This window comes from Pseudomonas uvaldensis (assembly GCF_021271205.1).
In the GTDB taxonomy this organism is placed as follows: Bacteria; Pseudomonadota; Gammaproteobacteria; order Pseudomonadales; family Pseudomonadaceae; genus Aquipseudomonas; species Aquipseudomonas uvaldensis.
In genome coordinates this window covers 101,536-119,617 of sequence record NZ_JAIWKS010000003.1, presented here as the reverse complement: position 1 = coordinate 119,617, position 18,082 = coordinate 101,536, and the positions used below count along the sequence as shown (strand labels likewise).

The following is an 18,082-nucleotide window of genomic DNA, read 5'->3' as shown; positions in this document are numbered from 1 at the left end:
CGAGCCTTGGCGAGGGGCCGTACGCTGGGGCGGAGCGTTCTTTGCTTATTTTCTTTCTGGGCCGGCATTCCGGGCGTCTGAAAGAAAGTAAGTCGCCGTAAGGGCGAAACCATAGGTGGCCGTCACCGAAGTAACGGATATACCCCCGGTCAATCATCAGTCCGCTATCGCGAGCCTGCTCGCTCCCACACTGGAACAGCTACACCCGAAACGCATTGATCAACTGCTTGAGCCGCACCACCTGGGCGGACAGTTCCCGGCTGGCGTTTTCCGTCTGGTGCGCGCCTTCGGCGGTGCGTTCGCCGGCGCGGTTGATTTCGACGATGTTCTGGTCGATGTCGTGGGCCACGGCTGTCTGCTGCTCTACGGCGGCAGCGATCTGCTGGTTCTGGTCGACAATCATTCCGACGGCACCGAGGATATTTTCCAGCGCCTGTTGGACCTTTTCCGACTGCCCCACCGTGCCGCTGGCCATTTCATGACTGGTCCCCATCGCCCTGACGGCAGCGCCTACACCGCCGTGTAGCCGACTGATCATCGCTTCGATTTCTTCGGTCGATTGCTGGGTCCGCTTGGCCAGTGTCCGCACCTCATCCGCCACCACGGCAAAGCCACGGCCCTGTTCGCCCGCCCGAGCTGCTTCGATGGCGGCGTTGAGGGCCAACAGGTTGGTCTGTTCGGCGATGCTCTTGATCACGTCCAGCACGCGGCTGATGGACTGACTGTCGGTCGCCAATTGATTGATCACCTGAACCGACTGGTCGATCTCACTGGCCAGCCGGGCGATGCTGCCTTGCTGGGATTCCACCAGCCCACGGCCACTGAGGGTTTCGTCGTTCACGCTGTGGGCGCTGCTGACTGCGGCGGCCGCGCTGCGAGCCACTTCCTGGGCGGTAGCGGACATCTGGTTCATCGCCGTGGCCACCAGCTCAATCTGGCTGCGTTGGCCGGCAACCGCCTGGTTGCTCTGCGCCGATACCGTTTCCACTTGTCCGGCCTGACGCTCAACCTCAGCGACGGTGCGACCAACCTGCTCGATCAGGTCATGAATCTTCGCGACCGTACCGTTGAACACCTCGCCCAACTCACCCAATTCATCCTTGCTGCGGGCCACGAAATTGACCGTCATGTCCCCCGCCGCCACTTTGTCCATCATTTGCCCCAAGTGTTGCAAGGTAGTGCGGGTCGAGGCATAGAAGCCGGCATACAAATAGAAAATCAGCAAAAACACCGCCGCCAGCGCCACGGCTTGCATCACCATGTGGCTGCGGTTCTGTTCCAGGCGGTGTTGCAACTGGACGCCAAGGAACCCCTGAGTCGCCTCGTTCAACCGGTAAGTCTGCTCCATCAATCCGCTGACCTGATCGTAGAAGGCCGGCCAGGGTGCATCGAGGGTATCAGCCATCACCACCTGCTCTTCGATCAGCTCCGCCGCCTTCTTGAGGGTGTTCTTGCTGGCCCCTGCAGGCTCGGCCAGCGCTTGTCCCGCCGCCCGACTCGAGCCCAGGGCGTCCTGTAACTTCAGGTCGTATTCGCCCTGGAGCTTTTCGATCTGCACCAGCAATTCGTCGAACCGGGTGCTGGACGCCGAATTAAGGAACCCAAGCCCCAACGACGAAGCACCCAGCGCGCGACCTTCGCCCAGGACTTGGGTCACGTTAGGGGTCACGGCGGTGATCAACTCGCTGAGCTGGCGGATATCGCCCTGACCGTCACGACTCAGGCCTGCCTGGCTGGCGATGATCTGGCTGAACATCTGCGCGCTGTTGAGCAGCTTGCCGATCAGGGCACTTTTACTCTGCAGGGAGCTTTCGGCCTGCTGGGCTTTGAATGCAGCGATCATTTCGTCGCGCTTGGCATCGAAGGCCGCCACGTGCTCGGGCTCCACGGCCATGGCAGTCATGCCTTGCAGGCGCGCGAGGACTTGTTGCTCGAGCGTGCCGATCTTTGCTTCCACATCGCCGGCCTTGCCGGACTGGCCCAGGCTGGCATTGATTTGCACCAGGTTATTCAGGGTTTCCAGATCGCGGCGCAGGGCCAGGCTGCTGCCCAGCAGGTCGAGGCTCTGCAATTCCACTTGGGTGCCCTGGAATTCACGGTAGGAGTCACGCACCAGAAAAAAGTTGGTCACCAGCATCGGCAGCAGGAACAGCACACTGATCAGGCTGAACTTCATGCCAAAGCTCAGGCGGTTCATCAGGGCGACGGCGGGCCAGAGCAAACTCTTCACAAGGAAGCCTCCCGGTAGTGTTTTTATTCTTATGGTCGCGCGCACAGAGACAGCAGAAAGCCACTACTCGTGGCGCTGTCCCTGTATAGCCTAAATCGAAGGGGAGATTTGTAACTTAAGGTTAACGAGGCCGACCTGAGCCATCGTTCAGGCCAGCACGGTCCACAACGCGAACCCGGCGTACCAAAGCACTGCCGCACGCAACAGCAGCTCCCAGAGTCGATCCAGGCTGTTGATGCCGTCCGGCCCGGCCACGGGTTGGGAAATCTCTCCTGCGGCGAGACCCACCTTATCGATCAGCTGGGCGGCACTGATGTTCCAGTTCAGCAATTCATGCAGCATGATCCGGCTGACCGCCACAAAGTTGCCCACCAGGGCGAAACTGGCCGCCAACAGCCGCACCGGTACCCAGTCGAATGCATGGCGCAGTTGTGCCGCCCGCTCGGCTACGCCGGGGTTCTGGCTGTGTCCGGCGGCCAGCGCCAGCAGGCGATAGCTCAGGGCCGCCACCGGACCCAGCAGGAAGTACCAGAAAATCACCGCGAAGAAGCTCTGGTAGGCTTGCCACAACAGATGCCCCTGGACGCGATCCAGCAGTTGCTCGCCCGTGTCCGCCTCGATAGCCAGATCACGCTTGGCCACATGGGTCGCTGCTTGCAGGTCTTCACGCCGCCAGGCATCGCGAAACGGCCCCAGGTCGGCCAGCAGATCCCCCCGCCCCAGACTGTAGATCACCACCAGCAAGTGTACCGGTAGGGCCAGCAGACCATAGGCCACCGGTTCCAGCACCCACAACAATAACGCCAGCACTGCGACGGGGAGCACGACCATCACGCTCAACACCAGCCAAGGCCGATTGACCCAACGCGGGCTTGCCTCGAGCCTGTTCAACTCCCGCAGCCACCCGCCGTCGCGCTGGATACGCTGGCGCAAGGCCGAGAACTTCTCGATCCAGATGGCCAGCAGCAATACCAGAAAACTCATTGTCCTTTTCCTTCTGTCAGCGCCCCTGTCAGAGCCCCGCGATAGCGCGTCCAGTCGAATGCCGGACCCGGATCGGTCTTGCGCCCCGGAGCGATGTCGCTGTGCCCGCAAATGCGCTCCACGGTGATCGAGCTGAACGCGAACTGCAACTGCCGCGTCAGGTCTACCAGGACGGCATATTGCGCGTCGGTGTAGGGCAGATCGTCGGTACCTTCCAACTCGATGCCAATGGAAAAATCGTTACAGGTCTCCCGGCCTTCGAAGCACGAAACCCCGGCGTGCCATGCCCGCTCCAGGCAGGAGACAAATTGGGTGACGACGCCGTCCCGCTCGATCAGGAAATGCGCGGACACGCGCAGCTCGGCGATACCTTCAAAGTAGGGGTGTTCCGTGACATCCAGACGGTTCTGGAAGAATTCCTGGACCTTGCCCGTGGCGAACTGGGCCGGTGGAAGGCTGATGTTATGGATCACCAGCAGGGAGATCTCGCCCTCGGGGCGCGCATTGAAGTTGGGCGAGGGGCAATGACGCACGCCTTCGCACCACCCGCTCACGGGGTCCAGCTGCATACAGGTTCCTTCGATGACGACGATGAATACCGTCAGTATGCCGTGATCGGTCCGGACTATGCGATCACTTGCCGCGATTGAGTTGCCGCAGATTACCCAGCACCGACTCCAGGGCCCGGTCGAACAACAAGGTGTCGTCCAATACCCGCGCCGCGCCACGGCGGAACTCCAGCGCCAGGCTGGTACGGCTGTGCTCCTGCACCTTGAGACCGGTGCGGTTGACGAACACGTATTTGCCGGTGCTTTCGATAATCGCCGCCAGCTTGCAGCGCAAGCTGTTTTCCTCATCTTCCTGGAACTCGACCCAGCTTCCCAGGCGCAACTGGTCGACCTGAAGCAGGCCCACGTCATCGGCCGGCAAGCGCACCGCCATGTTGTCGGCAGGTGCCTTGTGCGCGGGACGCAGGACAATTTTCTCCGAAACCTCGACCATGACTGGCGAGTCGGACGACCGGGCTTGTTCCGTCGCCTGGCCCATACGCTGCAGGGCCTGCACATGCAGGACTTCCAGCTCACTGAAAAATTCGCTGGTAGCGAACGGGTCGAAAGCCGAACGGCTCAACCCTTCGCGCAACGCCTTGAGCAACTCCGGCACCATGGCCAACAGCCGCAGGCCTGCGTCGGGTTCATCGTGACTCTGAACGCTCCAGATCAACTGTTCCAGGGTCAGAACGTCGGCCCGCCACTCCTGCGAATCCTCGCCGTGCTTGAAACCTGTCAGCAACAGCACCTGGCTCCAGGCTTGTTGCACAAACTCCACCACCGCCTGAGGCAGCGTCTTGCCGAGCATCACCTGGTTCAACGCGCCCTCGACCCGTTGACGCGCCAGTTCGGCCTTGGCCCGCCCTTCTTCCGCGTCTCGGATGCGCTGTTCGAGCAGCTCGCAGCGGCGTCGCTCATCGCTGGTGAAGGCCAGAAAATCCGCCAGCACTTCGGAGAAAATCGCCGGATCATCGACGAAATCATTCAACAGACGCTGCACAACCTGTTCGATGCGCAAGTAAAGGCTGTCACGCTGATGATCGTCGCAGGCGCCCCAGCCCATGGCCGCGGCGGCGATTTCATTGAGCAGACGCCGGGCCGGATGGTTGCCTCGGCTGAAGAAACTCTTGTCCTGCACCGCCACCTTGAGCATCGGGATTTGCAGGCGACCGATCAGCGCCTTGAGGGAGTCCGGCAGATTATGGTCATCGAGGATGAATTCGAACATCATCGCGATCAGGTTGATCACGTCTTCATCGGCACCTTCGACGACCCGCGATTTGCCGCTCTTGACACTGACGCGGGTCAGCAGTTGTTCAAGCTGGCTGCGCAGATCGAATTCGTCCTGCTGGGTGGGCGCCGGCACGTACTGCTGCAAATGAGAGAGCAGCCGCAGCAGGTCACGGGTCGAAATCGGCTGGGCGGGCGCGCTGGGCTCCAGGGTCGGCGCGACGCTGCCGCGCACCTGCATCAACAGCTTCTGCAACGCAGCGAATACTTCCTGCACGCTGTCATCGACGTCGGCGGCGCTCGGCCTGGCCGTTCTCTCTGGCACGGCTTGGGGAGTATCGTCGATGCGATCCGAGGCACGTCGAGACGGCGAAATCTTGAGGTCCGGCAAGATGCCTGTGGCAGCCAGCAATTGATTGGCCTCGGCATAGAACCGGTCGCACTCGCTGAGCACATAACGCTCGAACAGCTTGAGCAGGATCAGCTTGACCTTGATCTCCACTCCCAGGTTGCGGCCGGCCTGCAGGAAATTTTCGCACAACAGTGCCGGGCTCAAGGGATTCTGGGCGTTGGTCATCGGCCGAGCCAGCAACGCGCTGAGCCGGGCCGTCAGCTGATCGAGCGACGCCCCATCGCGGCCAAGCACGCGGGTGACCATGGCCTCCACTGCCAGATGGCGCTCCAGGTCGTCGTGGCTCGACTGGATCTGAGGGCCGGCCACAGCGGGAGCCAGCGTTGCCTGGGTCACGTCGTACTGGGCGAGCCTGACGAACGCTTCGAAAAACTGATCAATGAACTCGCGCTCGATGCTCTTGCGTTTGAGCCGCACGTCCCGCATGGCTTCGAAGAACAGGTTCTGCTCGACATCGTTACGCGCCCGGTCGGCCATTTCGAACAGGGTGTCGTCGGCGTTATCGAACAGTTCCTGCAGACCCAGGCGCAACTGCTGGGCAGCCTTGTCGCGAACCTGAAGCAGAATGACAGGCAAACGGGCGAGCGGCGAACGGTTCGCCTGATCGGTAGAAACCTTGTGCAAGGGCACTACATTCCCGTCGTTGTGCATCCTGGCCTCCTGAAACGGTGTTCTTCGGTTGGCAACGTCAAAGCCATGACGTCAATCGAAAGGCGGATTATCTGGTAAAAGAACCCCGTCGCACCAGAGGACTCTGTGACCCAGCTCGAAATACATCGCAATAAGTGACCGGGAAATCGGGAAAATGTTGCGTGGAGCCGACCAAATGCAGGCCAACCGGCTCGGACGACATGACGGGCACATCCGCCGTCGGGAAGGAACAATGCTTGTGGGACAGGGCGCTGGCCCTATAATCGGGCCACTTTGTTTGTGGAGCCCGCTATGCCGAACCTACGTCTCGCCGACCTGACCGCTGAAATCGAAGCCAATGTGCGCCGTGCGTTACTCGAAGACATCGGCGGCGGCGATATCACCGCGCAATTGATCCCCGCCGAACGCCTGGCCAAGGCCACCATCATTACCCGCGAGTCGGCGATCATCAGCGGCACCGCCTGGGTCGATGCAGTCTTCCGGCAACTGGACCCACGCGTCGCGGTACATTGGCAAGTGCGCGACGGCGACCGGGTCAGCCCCGATCAAGCGCTATTCCATCTCGAAGGCCCGGCCCGCTCATTGCTGACCGGCGAACGCAGTGCGCTGAACTTCCTGCAAATGCTCTCGGGCGTCGCCACCCGTGCTCGCTACCTGGCCGATTTCGTCGCCGATACCCAAGTCAAGCTTCTGGACACCCGCAAGACCCTGCCTGGGTTGCGCCTGGCCCAGAAGTACGCCGTGACCTGCGGTGGCTGCCATAACCACCGCATCGGCCTCTACGACGCCTTCCTGATCAAGGAAAACCACATCGCAGCCTGTGGCGGCATCGCCCAGGCCATTGCCGCCGCCCACAGGATCGCGCCGGGCAAACCGGTGGAAGTCGAAGTGGAGAGCCTGGAAGAGCTGAAAGAAGCACTGGCGGCCGATGCCGACATCATCATGCTCGACGAACTGAGCCTGGACGACATGCGCGAAGCCGTACGCCTGAACGGCGGCAAGGCCAAACTGGAAGCCAGCGGCGGGATCAACGAAAGCACCTTGCGCCCGATTGCCGAAACTGGCGTGGATTACATTTCGATCGGGGCGATGACCAAGGATGTGAAGGCGGTGGATCTATCGATGCGACTGAGCCTTTGATACGAAAAAACGCCAGCCCCGAAGAGGCTGGCGTTTTTCTCAGACCTCCAGATTATTCATCTCGCAGTACTCTTCCCACTCCACACCCAGCACCTCGGCCGCCTCCTTGTGCAAGGCCAGGCGCTGCGCCTCGAACTCTTCAGGCGTGCTGGTGTACTTGAGCGTCAGCTCCCAAGGCTGCAACCCCTGGGCCTCGGCCTCGTCTTCGAACGCCCACTGGATCTGGTCTTTCTGGTCCTCGGCGCTCAGGTCCTTGATTTCTTCCAGTAACTGAGGCGTGTCCAGGGCGTACTTGCGCAGGGCTTCTTCGTGTCTGGCTTCTTGCGTCAGTTCTTTAGCCGTCATGTCGTTCTCGCTGATCGGAGGAATGGGGATGGATCTGGATCATTCAAGGATCTCTCTGACACAGGACACCGTGACTTGCCCGGTTTACCTGGCCTTCAGAACCATTCGGAGGATCATCTGAAAACAGAGCAATGTTTCGTTGAGGCAAGGAATCCTAGCAGAGACGCAAGCCAGTGCAACAACCGGAGTCGAAGAGAAAGGTTAGAAGGGACGCGTCCGGTTACAGTTTCTTGTTACCCATTCATGATGCCTAGCCCTTATAAATTTCGCTGCCCAACACTCCGGCTTCAGTGGCCATGCATGCCCATTGACCAGTCAGCAGCAGGGTCAAATTCGATAACGGGAATCCAAGCGCGATGATCAGTCTGCACAGACCCCATCCGGGTAACGAGCTCAAGACGTATATAAGGCGTCAGATTATTGAGCAGCTAAAAACGGGAGGTTTGATTCCATGAGCGCTCAGCTACAGTACAAAGGCTATGTCGGCTCAATTGAAGCAAGCACCGAGGACAAATGTCTGTTCGGGAAGCTATTGTTCATACGGGCGCTGGTGAGCTATGAGGGACAAACCGTGGCCGAACTTGAAACGGCCTTCCGCGAAGCGGTGGACGATTATCTGCAAACCTGCCAACGACTGGGACAGAAGCCAGAACTCCCATGTAAAGGCTCGTTCAATGTGCGCATCGGTCATGACCTGCACCTAGCAGCAGCTCTGGCTGCGACCCGTCAAAACGTATCGCTGAACGACCTGACGCGCCAGGCGCTGAACGAATATCTACAGCACCACGCGTAGACGAAGGAAGCGTTGGTGCCCGAGACAGGAATCGAACCTGCGACCTTCGCGTTACGAGTGCGCTGCTCTACCGACTGAGCTACACGGGCGGTGGCTAAACCTAGCATCGTCACCTGTGGCCAGGCAACCGGCGGCGCAAGGATTTTCGCCACACAGCAAAACGCCCCGAACCAGTCGGGGCGTTTTGCTGTTCAGCGGTCAGGCAAAGGGCTGATTAAACGCCCGATGCCTTGGCTGCTGCGACGTCCTTGATGGACAGCTTGATACGGCCGCGGTTGTCCACGTCCAGTACCAGCACTTCCACTTCCTGGCCTTCCTTCAGGATGTCGGTCACTTTTTCCACACGAGCGTCGCTCAGCATGGAGATGTGAACCAGACCGTCCTTGCCAGGCAGGATGTTGACGAAGGCGCCGAAGTCAACGATACGCTCGACCTTGCCGACGTAGATCTTGCCGATCTCGGCCTCGGCGGTAATACCCAGGACGCGCTGGCGTGCTGCCTCTGCCGCTTCCTTGGTTTCGCCGAAGATCTTGATCGAGCCGTCGTCTTCGATGTCGATCGAAGCCTTGGTTTCTTCACAGATCGCACGGATGGTCGCGCCGCCCTTACCGATGACATCACGGATCTTGTCGGTGTCGATCTTCATCGAGATCATGGTCGGAGCGTTTTCCGACAGCTCGGTACGGGACTGACCGATGACCTGGTTCATTTGGCCGAGGATATTCAGGCGCGCTTCCAGGGCCTGGCCCAGGGCGATTTCCATGATCTCTTCGGTGATGCCCTTGATCTTGATGTCCATCTGCAGTGCGGTCACGCCCTTGGCGGTACCGGCCACTTTGAAGTCCATGTCGCCCAGGTGGTCTTCGTCGCCCAGGATGTCGGTCAGGACGGCGAACTTCTCACCTTCCTTCACCAGGCCCATGGCGATACCGGCAACCGGTGCCTTCATCGGCACGCCCGCATCCATCAGCGCCAGGGAAGCGCCGCAGACCGAAGCCATGGAGCTCGAACCGTTGGACTCGGTGATTTCCGAAACCACGCGGATGGTGTACGGGAACGAATCGGTTTCCGGCAGCATGGCCTGGACCGAACGACGGGCCAGGCGGCCGTGACCGATTTCGCGGCGACCGGCACCACCCATGCGGCCACACTCGCCCACCGAGAACGGAGGGAAGTTGTAGTGCAGCATGAACGGGTCTTTCTTCTCGCCTTCCAGGGTGTCCAGCAGTTGCGCGTCACGGGCGGTGCCCAGCGTTGCAACGACCAGAGCCTGGGTTTCGCCACGGGTGAACAGCGCCGAACCGTGGGTCTTCGGCAGAACGCCGACTTCGATGTTCAGCGGACGTACAGTGCGGGTATCGCGACCGTCGATACGTGGCTTGCCGTTGACGATGTTTTCACGAACGGTGCGGTATTCGATCTCGCCGAAAGCGGCTTTGACGTCGCTGGCCGAAGGCTGGCCTTCTTCGCCGGAGAACTTGGCAACCACCTGGTCACGCAGCTCGCCCAGACGCGCGTAACGGTCGGCCTTGATGGTGATGGTGTAGGCCTGGGAGATCGCTTCGCCGAACTCGGCACGGATCGCGCCCAGCAGTTCGGTGGCTTCTGGCTGGGGAGCCCAGGTCCAGGTTGGCTTGGCGGCTTCGGCGGCCAGCTCCTTGACGGCGTTGATCACGACCTGGAACTCGTCGTGGGCGAACAGTACGGCGCCCAGCATCTGGTCTTCGGTCAGTTCCTTGGCTTCGGACTCAACCATCAGCACGGCTTCGGAAGTACCGGCCACGACCATGTCCAGGCTCGACGCCTTCAGTTGCTCGTAGGTCGGGTTCAGCAGGTAGCCGGTGCTTTCGTGGAACGCAACGCGGGCAGCGCCGATAGGACCGTCGAAAGGGATGCCGGAGATGGCCAGCGCAGCCGAGGTACCGATCATCGCAGCGATGTCCGGATCGGTCTTCTTGCTGGTGGAAACGACGGTGCAGACAACCTGCACTTCGTTCATGAAGCCTTCAGGGAACAGCGGACGGATCGGACGGTCGATCAGTCGGGAAGTCAGGGTTTCCTTCTCGGAAGGACGACCTTCGCGCTTGAAGAAACCGCCAGGGATCTTACCGGCAGCGTAAGTCTTTTCCTGGTAGTGGACAGACAGAGGGAAAAAGCCCTTGCCTGGATCAGCCTGCTTGGCACCGACGACGGTCACCAACACGCTGACGTCATCGTCAACGGTGACCAGCACTGCGCCGGAGGCCTGACGGGCGATACGGCCAGTCTCGAGGGTGACGGTCGACTGACCGAACTGGAATTTCTTGATTACCGGGTTCACGGTGTCCTACCTTCTTTGTGGCTCTTGGGGAAACTTGTCTTCTTGCGAAATTCTTGGGCAGTGCGGGGAATCGGCCCAACGACTGTCCAGATAAAACTTGAGGCTGGGAGCCTGCCGGCCACCGACGCGAACGCGGGCAACTGGCAGACCACCAACCTCATAGCGCAATCGCTGATTAGCGACGCAGGCCCAGGCGGCCGATCAAGGTGCTGTAACGATTAACGTCCTTGCCCTTGAGGTAGTCCAGCAGCTTGCGACGCTGGTTTACCATGCGGATCAGACCACGACGGGAGTGGTGATCCTTACCGTTGGCCTTGAAGTGACCTTGCAGTTTGTTGATGTTGGCGGTCAGCAGTGCAACTTGCACTTCTGGCGAACCAGTGTCACCAACAGCTTGCTGGTAGTCGGTCACGATCTGAGCTTTTTCTTCAACGCTGAGTGCCATGTGGCTTTCCTCTTGTTCAAGGTACCGTTTCCGAGGAAACCGTACCAACAGGCCAGGGACAGATCCCTGTATCTATAAATGAGTGATGACCGTGCCTGTTGACAGCCACACTCGCCCGCCTGCTGTTACACAGTCGGGTTCCGGTCATTCCGACCGAATCAGTCGACGCGGCGCAATACGCCCGTCCTCGCTCACTTCGCCAATACCGATGAAGCGACCGGTGTGATCCTGTACCCGGACCATGCCGAACTTCGGCGCATCCGGGGCACGTACCGGCTGGCCGTTGAGCCAGTAGAACGCGCTGTGTTCCGAGAACTGCAGCAGCGGCCAGTCCAGCAGCCCGCTGTCCGACGGCATCAGGAAACGATCCACCGCTTCGTTGCCGCCTTCGGCATGTGCCGCTTCCAGTTCTTCCAGCGTGACCGTCTGGGCCAACGTGAAAGGTCCCGCCTGGGTCCGTCGTAATTGCGCCACGTACGCACCACAGCCGAGCTGTTCACCAATATCTTCCACCAGGGTCCGGATATAGGTGCCTTTGCTGCAATCCACGGCAAGCCGGACAGTATTACCGTCAAAGGCCAGCAATTCCAAGCGCGCAATAGTAACAGAACGCGGTTCACGCTCCACTACTTCACCTGCACGGGCCAGCTTGTACAGCGGCTGCCCGTCACGCTTGAGCGCGGAGTACATCGGCGGTATCTGGTTGATTTGCCCGCGAAATCCCGGCAACACAGCTTCGATATCAGCCTGACCAACGGTCACCGGACGCTCGCGCAAAACCTCACCTTCGGCATCCGCCGTGGTGGTGGTCTTGCCCAGTTGTGCCACGGTCTCGTAACCCTTGTCGGAATCGAGCAGGTACTGGGAAAACTTTGTCGCCTCGCCAAAGCACAACGGCAGCACACCGGTGGCCAGCGGATCGAGGCTGCCGGTATGCCCTGCCTTCTCGGCGTTGAGCAACCAGCGAACCTTTTGCAAGGCCGCGTTGGAGGTGAACCCCAACGGCTTGTCGAGCAGGATGATACCGCTCACGTTACGACGTATACGCTTGACCTGAGCCACCGGTTACTCCTTGGTGTCTTCGGGTTCGGCGGCGTGCTGGCTGTCTTCAGCCACGGCGCGCTCGATCAGCGCCGACAAATGGGCACCCCGTGCGACGCTTTCGTCGTAGTGGAAATGCAGCTGTGGAACACTGCGCAGCTTCATTTCCCGGGCCAACTGCATGCGCAGGAAGCCGGCGGCCGAGTTGAGCACCTTGATGCTCTGGCCGATGTCATCGGCGCTGTCCTGGCCCATCACGGTGATGAAAATCTTCGCATGACCGACGTCACGACTGACTTCCACCGCAGTGATGGTGACCAGGCCTACACGTGGATCCTTGACTTCGCGGCGGATCAACTGGGCCAGCTCGCGCTGCATCTGATCGCCGATGCGTTGGGTACGGCTATATTCTTTTGCCATGTCTTGTTACCTGTTACTGCCCCGCGGTGAAACCCGCAAGGTCTGAAAGCGGCAAACGCCCGGCCTGGCGAAAAGCCGGACCGGGCGTTGCGTTTAGAGTCCGCCGGCGAGACCGCGCATGTTCATGCGACGACCCACCGAGGCTCTTGAAGTACGCGAGTCAGAGGCTGCGAGCAACCTGGACCTTCTCGAAGACTTCGATCTTGTCGCCGACCTTGACGTCGTTGTAGCTCTTGACGCCAATACCGCATTCCATGCCGGCACGCACTTCGGAAGCGTCATCCTTGAAGCGACGCAGGGACTCCAGCTCGCCTTCGAAGATCACGATGTCTTCACGCAGTACACGGATCGGACGGTTACGGTGAACGACACCCTCGACCACCATGCAACCGGCGATGGCGCCGAACTTCGGCGAACGGAACACGTCGCGTACTTCGGCCACGCCCAGGATGTTCTCCCGGACATCGCTGCCCAACATACCGGTCAGCGCTTTCTTGACGTCTTCGATGATGTCGTAGATCACGTTGTAGTAACGCATATCCAGACCTTCCTGCTCGACGATCTTGCGAGCACCGGCATCGGCACGCACGTTGAAGCCGAACAGTACAGCGTTGGAAGCCAGCGCCAGGTTGGCGTCGCTTTCGGTGATACCACCGACACCACCGCCGACTACGCGCACTTGCACTTCGTCGTTGCCCAGGCCGTTCAGAGCGCCCTGCAAGGCTTCCAGCGAACCACGGACGTCGGATTTGAGGACGATGTTGAGCGTCTTCTTCTCTTCCTGGCCCATGCTTTCGAAGATGTTTTCCAGCTTGCCGGCGTGAGCGCGAGCCAGTTTGACTTCGCGGAACTTGCCTTGACGGAACAGAGCCACTTCACGGGCTTTCTTCTCGTCAGCCACAACGCTCATCTCGTCGCCAGCATCTGGCGTGCCGTCCAGGCCGAGGATCTCGACCGGAATGGCCGGACCGGCTTCCTTGATAGGCTTGCCGTTCTCGTCGAGCATGGCGCGAACGCGGCCATAGTTCGAACCGACCAGCACCATGTCGCCCTGACGCAGCGTACCGTCCTGAACCAGGACAGTGGCCACCGGACCGCGGCCCTTGTCCAGGCGCGATTCAACCACGACACCACGACCTGGGGCCGATGGGGTGGCGGTCAGCTCGAGCACTTCTGCCTGCAGCAATACCGCTTCGAGCAATTCGTCGACGCCGGTACCCATCTTCGCGGAAACCGGAACGAACGGAGTATCGCCACCCCAATCTTCGGAAGTCACGCCATGAACCGAGAGCTCGCTGCGGATGCGATCGAGGTCGGCACCCGGCTTGTCGATCTTGTTCACGGCAACCACCAGCGGCACGCCAGCAGCCTGGGCATGCTGGACGGCTTCGACGGTCTGAGGCATCACGCCGTCGTCCGCCGCAACCACCAGGATCACGATGTCGGTCGCCTTGGCACCACGGGCACGCATGGCGGTAAACGCGGCGTGACCCGGGGTATCGAGGAAGGTGACCATGCCGCGTTCGGTTTCAACGTGGTACGCACCGATGTGCTGGGTGATACCGCCGGCTTCGCCAGCCGCGACCTTGGCACGACGAATGTAGTCGAGCAGCGAGGTCTTACCGTGGTCGACGTGGCCCATGACGGTCACGACCGGCGCACGAGGCACCGCTTCACCTTCGAACTTCAGGGACTCGGCCAGGGAATCTTCCAGGGCGGTGTCGCTGATCAGGGTCACTTTGTGGCCCAGCTCTTCGGCAACCAGCTGGGCAGTTTCCTGGTCCAGCACCTGGTTGATGGTGGCCGGCGTACCCAGCTTGAACATGAACTTGATGATTTCAGCAGCCTTGACCGACATCTGCTGGGCCAGGTCGCCCACGGTGATGGTCTCGCCGATCTTCACTTCGCGCACGACAGGGCCGGTAGGGCTCTGGAAACCGTGGGCGTTGCGCTTCTTCAGTTTGGCCTTGCCGCGACCGCCACGACGGAAGCCATCGCTTTCTTCGTCGGTAGTGCGCGGAGCAACACGCGGCGCCGGAGCCTTTTCCTTGACGGAAGCACGATGCGGAGCGTTCTTGCGCTCGCCATCGCCACCGCCACGACGGTTTTCGTCGGAACGCGACTTGTCAGGACGACGCTGCTGGTCGTCACGCTTGCGGGTATCAGCCGCAGGCGCTGGAGCAGGCTCCAGGACCGGCACGCTTTCGCGCACAGGTTCAGCGACCGGCGCAGGTGCCGCAACAGCTTCCACCGGAGCGGATTGCACAACGGGAGGCTGGCGACGCGCTTCTTCTTCGGCGCGACGCTTGGCTTCTTCTTCAGCCTTCTGACGCGCAGCATTTTCCGCCGCGCGACGTTCTTCCAGCTCACGCTTGCGCTCGGCTTCGATTTCTTCCGGGCTGCGCTGCACGAAAACTTTCTTCTTGCGCACTTCTACGCTGATGCTCTTGCTACCGGCAACACGCAGTGTGCTGGTGGTTTTACGCTGCAGCGTGATCTTGCGCGGTTCTTCCGCTTTTGCCTTGTGACTGCTCTTTAAGTGGGTCAGCAGGGATTGCTTCTCACTGTCGGTCACATGTTCCTCGGCGGCGGTGTGCGGCAGACCTGCCTCACGCATCTGCTGCAACAGGCGCTCTACCGGTGTTTTGACCTCATCGGCCAGTTGTTTCACCGTGACTTGCGTCATGCACTTCTCTCCTCAGGCCGCGCCTAATTACTCGAACCAGTGGGCTCGGGCGGCCATGATCAACTTGCCGGCACGATCATCGTCAATGCCGTCGATGTCGAGCAGATCGTCAATAGACTGCTCGGCCAGGTCTTCGCGGGTAATTACGCCGCGCACCGCCAGTTCCATCGCCAAATCCTTGTCCATGCCCTCAAGCGAGAGCAGGTCTTCGGCCGGATGGGCGTCTGCCAGCTTTTCCTCAGTAGCGATGGCTTTGGTCAACAAACGATCCTTGGCCCGAGCGCGAAGCTCGTTGACGATATCTTCGTCAAAGCCGTCGATGTTGAGCATTTCCTCCACCGGCACGTAGGCAATCTCTTCCAGGCTGGTAAAGCCTTCATCCACCAGCACCTGGGCCAGCTCTTCATCGACTTCGAGTTCTTCGATGAAGTTGCGCAGGATGTCGCCGGTTTCAGCTTGCTGTTTGGCCTGGATGTCCGATTCGGTCATCACGTTCAAGGTCCAGCCAGTCAGTTGGCTGGCCAGACGTACGTTCTGACCACCGCGACCGATAGCCTGGGCCAGATTGTCTGCGCCAACGGCGATGTCCATGGCATGGGCATCTTCGTCGACGATAATGGCCGCCACTTCGGCAGGCGACATGGCATTAATGACGAACTGAGCCGGGTTATCATCCCACAGGACGATGTCCACGCGCTCGCCGCCCAACTCGCCGGATACGGCCTGGACACGCGAGCCCCGCATGCCGATACAGGCACCTTGCGGATCGATGCGTTTGTCCTTGGAACGGACGGCAATCTTGGCACGCGAGCCTGGGTCACGGGAGGCACCCATGACTTCAATCAGGCCCTCGGCAATTTCCGGCACTTCGATGCGGAACAGCTCGATCAGCATTTCAGGCGCGGTACGCGACAGGATCAGCTGCGGGCCGCGGTTTTCGGTGCGGATTTCCTTGAGCAGCGCACGCAGCCGCACACCCACCCGGAAAGTTTCGCGGGAAATGATGTCTTCACGAGCCAACAGCGCTTCGGCGTTGTTGCCCAGGTCGACGATCACGTTGTCGCGGGTCACTTTCTTCACGGTACCGGAAATGATCTCTCCGAGTTTCTCGCGATAGGCGTCAACGACTTGTGCACGTTCGGCTTCGCGAACTTTCTGCACGATGACCTGCTTGGCAGTCTGTGCAGCGATGCGACCAAACTCGATGGACTCGATCTTTTCTTCGACCACGTCACCTACCTTGGCGCCCGGATGCGTTTGCGCAACCTTGCTCGGCCAGGTTTCGATCGCCGGATCATCCAGGTCGGCCTCTTCGACTACCGTCCAGCGACGGAAAGTCTCATAGGAACCGGTGTGGCGGTTGATCTCCACACGCAAATCAACTTCATCTTCAAACCGCTTTTTGGTCGCAGTGGCCAGAGCCAACTCCAGCGCTTCAAAAATAACGCCAGCCGGTACGCCCTTTTCATTGGACACCGATTCAACAACCAGCAGTACTTCTTTGCTCATCGTACGCCTCGCCTTTCGCAAGCCATTGGATCCGCGGGATCCGCAGTATCTGGCACGTATCAGTCAAAACTGGGAATAATGTTGGCCTTGTCGATCATATCGATCGGCAACAGGAACTCATGGTCATCTACCTGCACCACGACGTCCTGCTCTTCTACACCGCGCAGAAGGCCTTGAAAGTTGCGTCGGCCTTCAAAAGGCGAGCGCAGCTTGATCTTTACTTGCTCTCCGGCAAACGAAGCAAACTGTTCGAGTGTGAACAGCGGGCGTTCCATGCCGGGCGAGGAAACTTCAAGGGTGTATTCGGTGCTGATTGGATCTTCAACATCCAGGACACCGCTGATCTGACGGCTGACGATGGCACAGTCGTCCACCAGCACGCCGCCTTCCTTATCGATATAAACGCGCAACAGTGAGTGGCGGCCTTGAGCCGAAAACTCAATACCCCAGCATTCATAGCCAAGGGCCACGACCACCGGGGCCAACAAGGCCTGCAACTGTTCTAGCTTGCTCGACACCTGAACCCCCTCGTGCATGTTTGTGCATGCTGCAAATAAAAAAAAATGGGCGAATCGCCCATCCCTGAAACGCCGTTGAACAGCGGCGTTGTAAAGTGTCCAGCTAACAAAAAGCCCCTTGGAAGGGGCCCTGAAACTGGTTGCGGGAGCCGGATTTGAACCGACGACCTTCGGGTTATGAGCCCGACGAGCTACCAGGCTGCTCCATCCCGCGACAAAGCTGGGGCGCAAGTATACGGCTGATCCCCTATAGGGTCAATGTAACCTTCCACCTACAAGAAAGCCCGCGATTGCGGGCTCCCCTGTTCAATTGGTACCGAGAAGGGGACTCGAACCCCTACACCCTATGGGCACAACCACCTCAAGGTTGCGTGTCTACCAATTCCACCACCTCGGCAAATACAGCGTTTGAAACCTTCTTACTTCTGCTCTTGAGCTGGAGGCACGTCAGTCGCCGGGTTGGCCGACTTTTGCTCTTGAAGCACCGGGACATCATCAGAAGCCGGTTGTTGCTTTGGTACTTCCAATACCGCCGGGTTTGGCAAACCTACTTGAGTCAGCTCTTGAGCTTTCTCTTTAGCAAAGTAACCTAACCCCAAGCTGGTCAAGAAGAAACCGGCGGCGAGTATAGCAGTAAACTTACTAAGAAAGGTAGAGGAACCTTGGCTTCCGAATACAGTATTTGAAGCACCTGCACCGAAAGACGCACCAGCATCCGCACCTTTACCCTGCTGCAGCAATACGAGAGCGACTACACCCAGCGCGCCCAGCAGATGAAAAACGACTACGACTGTTTCCAGCATTTTT

General features: G+C 59.8%; 15 protein-coding genes, 3 tRNA genes and 1 pseudogene. 3 read left to right on the top strand and 16 right to left on the bottom strand.

The window, feature by feature from the left end:
- Positions 1 to 199 precede the first annotated feature (199 nt).
- The 4 genes from LCU97_RS26770 to LCU97_RS06950 all read right to left on the bottom strand — a co-directional run bounded on the left by LCU97_RS26770 (position 200) and on the right by LCU97_RS06950 (position 6,058).
- Positions 200 to 904, bottom strand: a complete 705-nt coding sequence (locus LCU97_RS26770) for a methyl-accepting chemotaxis protein (protein ID WP_408636366.1) — start codon at positions 902 to 904, stop codon at positions 200 to 202.
- Between the two features lie 1,473 nt (positions 905 to 2,377).
- On the bottom strand, positions 2,378 to 3,214 hold the full coding sequence (gene ampE / locus LCU97_RS06960) for a regulatory signaling modulator protein AmpE (protein ID WP_232775985.1): 837 nt from the start codon (positions 3,212 to 3,214) through the stop codon (positions 2,378 to 2,380).
- Entirely contained in the window at positions 3,211 to 3,783 is a 573-nt protein-coding gene (ampD, locus tag LCU97_RS06955) for a 1,6-anhydro-N-acetylmuramyl-L-alanine amidase AmpD (protein ID WP_232775984.1), read from the bottom strand. The genes ampE and ampD overlap by 4 nt, the downstream gene beginning before the upstream one ends.
- Before the next feature lie 64 nt (positions 3,784 to 3,847).
- A complete protein-coding gene (locus LCU97_RS06950) occupies positions 3,848 to 6,058 on the bottom strand; it encodes a DUF1631 domain-containing protein (protein WP_232775983.1) in 2,211 nt (736 codons plus the stop codon).
- Between the two features lie 291 nt (positions 6,059 to 6,349).
- On the opposite strand from LCU97_RS06950, the gene nadC reads away from it, so the two are divergent.
- Positions 6,350 to 7,198, top strand: a complete 849-nt coding sequence (nadC, locus tag LCU97_RS06945) for a carboxylating nicotinate-nucleotide diphosphorylase (RefSeq protein WP_053152152.1) — start codon at positions 6,350 to 6,352, stop codon at positions 7,196 to 7,198.
- A gap of 39 nt (positions 7,199 to 7,237) precedes the next feature.
- Here nadC and LCU97_RS06940 read toward each other — a convergent pair whose 3' ends face one another.
- Positions 7,238 to 7,543 carry a DUF6388 family protein gene (locus tag LCU97_RS06940; protein ID WP_232775982.1) on the bottom strand — a complete coding sequence of 102 codons (306 nt, stop codon included), beginning with the start codon at positions 7,541 to 7,543 and terminating at the stop codon, positions 7,238 to 7,240.
- Between the two features lie 320 nt (positions 7,544 to 7,863).
- On the opposite strand from LCU97_RS06940, the pseudogene LCU97_RS06935 reads away from it, so the two are divergent.
- Positions 7,864 to 7,998 (top strand): annotated as a pseudogene (locus LCU97_RS06935) (type II toxin-antitoxin system HicA family toxin); the annotation flags it as partial.
- The gene (locus LCU97_RS06930; RefSeq protein ID WP_053152146.1) at positions 7,995 to 8,336 is read left to right on the top strand and encodes a type II toxin-antitoxin system HicB family antitoxin; all 342 of its coding nucleotides are present in this window, start codon (positions 7,995 to 7,997) and stop codon (positions 8,334 to 8,336) included. The pseudogene LCU97_RS06935 and the gene LCU97_RS06930, both read left to right, overlap by 4 nt.
- A 13-nt stretch (positions 8,337 to 8,349) precedes the next feature.
- On the opposite strand, the gene LCU97_RS06925 is transcribed toward LCU97_RS06930, so the two are convergent.
- The 11 genes from LCU97_RS06925 to secG all read right to left on the bottom strand — a co-directional run bounded on the left by LCU97_RS06925 (position 8,350) and on the right by secG (position 18,078).
- Positions 8,350 to 8,425: transfer RNA gene (locus tag LCU97_RS06925), tRNA-Thr, on the bottom strand.
- A gap of 125 nt (positions 8,426 to 8,550) precedes the next feature.
- The gene (pnp, locus tag LCU97_RS06920) at positions 8,551 to 10,656 is read right to left on the bottom strand and encodes a polyribonucleotide nucleotidyltransferase (protein WP_053152145.1); all 2,106 of its coding nucleotides are present in this window, start codon (positions 10,654 to 10,656) and stop codon (positions 8,551 to 8,553) included.
- 175 nt (positions 10,657 to 10,831) lie between these two features.
- On the bottom strand, positions 10,832 to 11,101 hold the full coding sequence (gene rpsO / locus LCU97_RS06915; RefSeq protein ID WP_039592311.1) for a 30S ribosomal protein S15: 270 nt from the start codon (positions 11,099 to 11,101) through the stop codon (positions 10,832 to 10,834).
- A 144-nt stretch (positions 11,102 to 11,245) separates the two neighbouring features.
- A complete protein-coding gene (gene truB / locus LCU97_RS06910) occupies positions 11,246 to 12,163 on the bottom strand; it encodes a tRNA pseudouridine(55) synthase TruB (protein WP_053152143.1) in 918 nt (305 codons plus the stop codon).
- A gap of 3 nt (positions 12,164 to 12,166) precedes the next feature.
- Positions 12,167 to 12,562, bottom strand: coding sequence for a 30S ribosome-binding factor RbfA (gene rbfA / locus LCU97_RS06905; protein ID WP_053152142.1), 396 nt, complete (start codon positions 12,560 to 12,562; stop codon positions 12,167 to 12,169).
- A gap of 160 nt (positions 12,563 to 12,722) precedes the next feature.
- Positions 12,723 to 15,248: a translation initiation factor IF-2 gene (gene infB, locus LCU97_RS06900; protein ID WP_053152140.1), complete on the bottom strand. Its 2,526-nt coding sequence runs from the start codon at positions 15,246 to 15,248 to the stop codon at positions 12,723 to 12,725.
- A 27-nt stretch (positions 15,249 to 15,275) separates the two neighbouring features.
- The gene (gene nusA / locus LCU97_RS06895; RefSeq protein ID WP_053152138.1) at positions 15,276 to 16,757 is read right to left on the bottom strand and encodes a transcription termination factor NusA; all 1,482 of its coding nucleotides are present in this window, start codon (positions 16,755 to 16,757) and stop codon (positions 15,276 to 15,278) included.
- 59 nt (positions 16,758 to 16,816) lie between these two features.
- Complete coding sequence (gene rimP, locus LCU97_RS06890; protein ID WP_053153211.1) at positions 16,817 to 17,275, bottom strand: ribosome maturation factor RimP; 459 nt, start codon at positions 17,273 to 17,275, stop codon at positions 16,817 to 16,819.
- Between the two features lie 137 nt (positions 17,276 to 17,412).
- A tRNA-Met gene (locus LCU97_RS06885) sits at positions 17,413 to 17,489 on the bottom strand.
- Between the two features lie 97 nt (positions 17,490 to 17,586).
- Positions 17,587 to 17,672 (bottom strand) — tRNA-Leu (locus LCU97_RS06880).
- A 22-nt stretch (positions 17,673 to 17,694) separates the two neighbouring features.
- On the bottom strand, positions 17,695 to 18,078 hold the full coding sequence (gene secG / locus LCU97_RS06875) for a preprotein translocase subunit SecG (protein ID WP_053152136.1): 384 nt from the start codon (positions 18,076 to 18,078) through the stop codon (positions 17,695 to 17,697).
- Between the last annotated feature and the right edge of the window lie 4 nt (positions 18,079 to 18,082).

Excerpts from the sequence above, each read along its gene's own strand:
- LCU97_RS26770 (WP_408636366.1), bottom strand. The coding sequence starts at position 904 with ATGTCCGCTACCGCCCAGGAAGTGGCTCGCAGCGCGGCCGCCGCAGTC.
- secG (WP_053152136.1), bottom strand. The coding sequence starts at position 18,078 with ATGCTGGAAACAGTCGTAGTCGTTTTTCATCTGCTGGGCGCGCTGGGT.
- ampE (WP_232775985.1), bottom strand. The coding sequence starts at position 3,214 with ATGAGTTTTCTGGTATTGCTGCTGGCCATCTGGATCGAGAAGTTCTCG.
- nadC (WP_053152152.1), top strand. The coding sequence starts at position 6,350 with ATGCCGAACCTACGTCTCGCCGACCTGACCGCTGAAATCGAAGCCAAT.
- rbfA (WP_053152142.1), bottom strand. The coding sequence starts at position 12,562 with ATGGCAAAAGAATATAGCCGTACCCAACGCATCGGCGATCAGATGCAG.
- LCU97_RS06950 (WP_232775983.1), bottom strand. The coding sequence starts at position 6,058 with ATGCACAACGACGGGAATGTAGTGCCCTTGCACAAGGTTTCTACCGAT.
- LCU97_RS06940 (WP_232775982.1), bottom strand. The coding sequence starts at position 7,543 with ATGACGGCTAAAGAACTGACGCAAGAAGCCAGACACGAAGAAGCCCTG.
- nusA (WP_053152138.1), bottom strand. The coding sequence starts at position 16,757 with ATGAGCAAAGAAGTACTGCTGGTTGTTGAATCGGTGTCCAATGAAAAG.
- infB (WP_053152140.1), bottom strand. The coding sequence starts at position 15,248 with ATGACGCAAGTCACGGTGAAACAACTGGCCGATGAGGTCAAAACACCG.
- LCU97_RS06930 (WP_053152146.1), top strand. The coding sequence starts at position 7,995 with ATGAGCGCTCAGCTACAGTACAAAGGCTATGTCGGCTCAATTGAAGCA.
- rpsO (WP_039592311.1), bottom strand. The coding sequence starts at position 11,101 with ATGGCACTCAGCGTTGAAGAAAAAGCTCAGATCGTGACCGACTACCAG.
- ampD (WP_232775984.1), bottom strand. The coding sequence starts at position 3,783 with ATGCAGCTGGACCCCGTGAGCGGGTGGTGCGAAGGCGTGCGTCATTGC.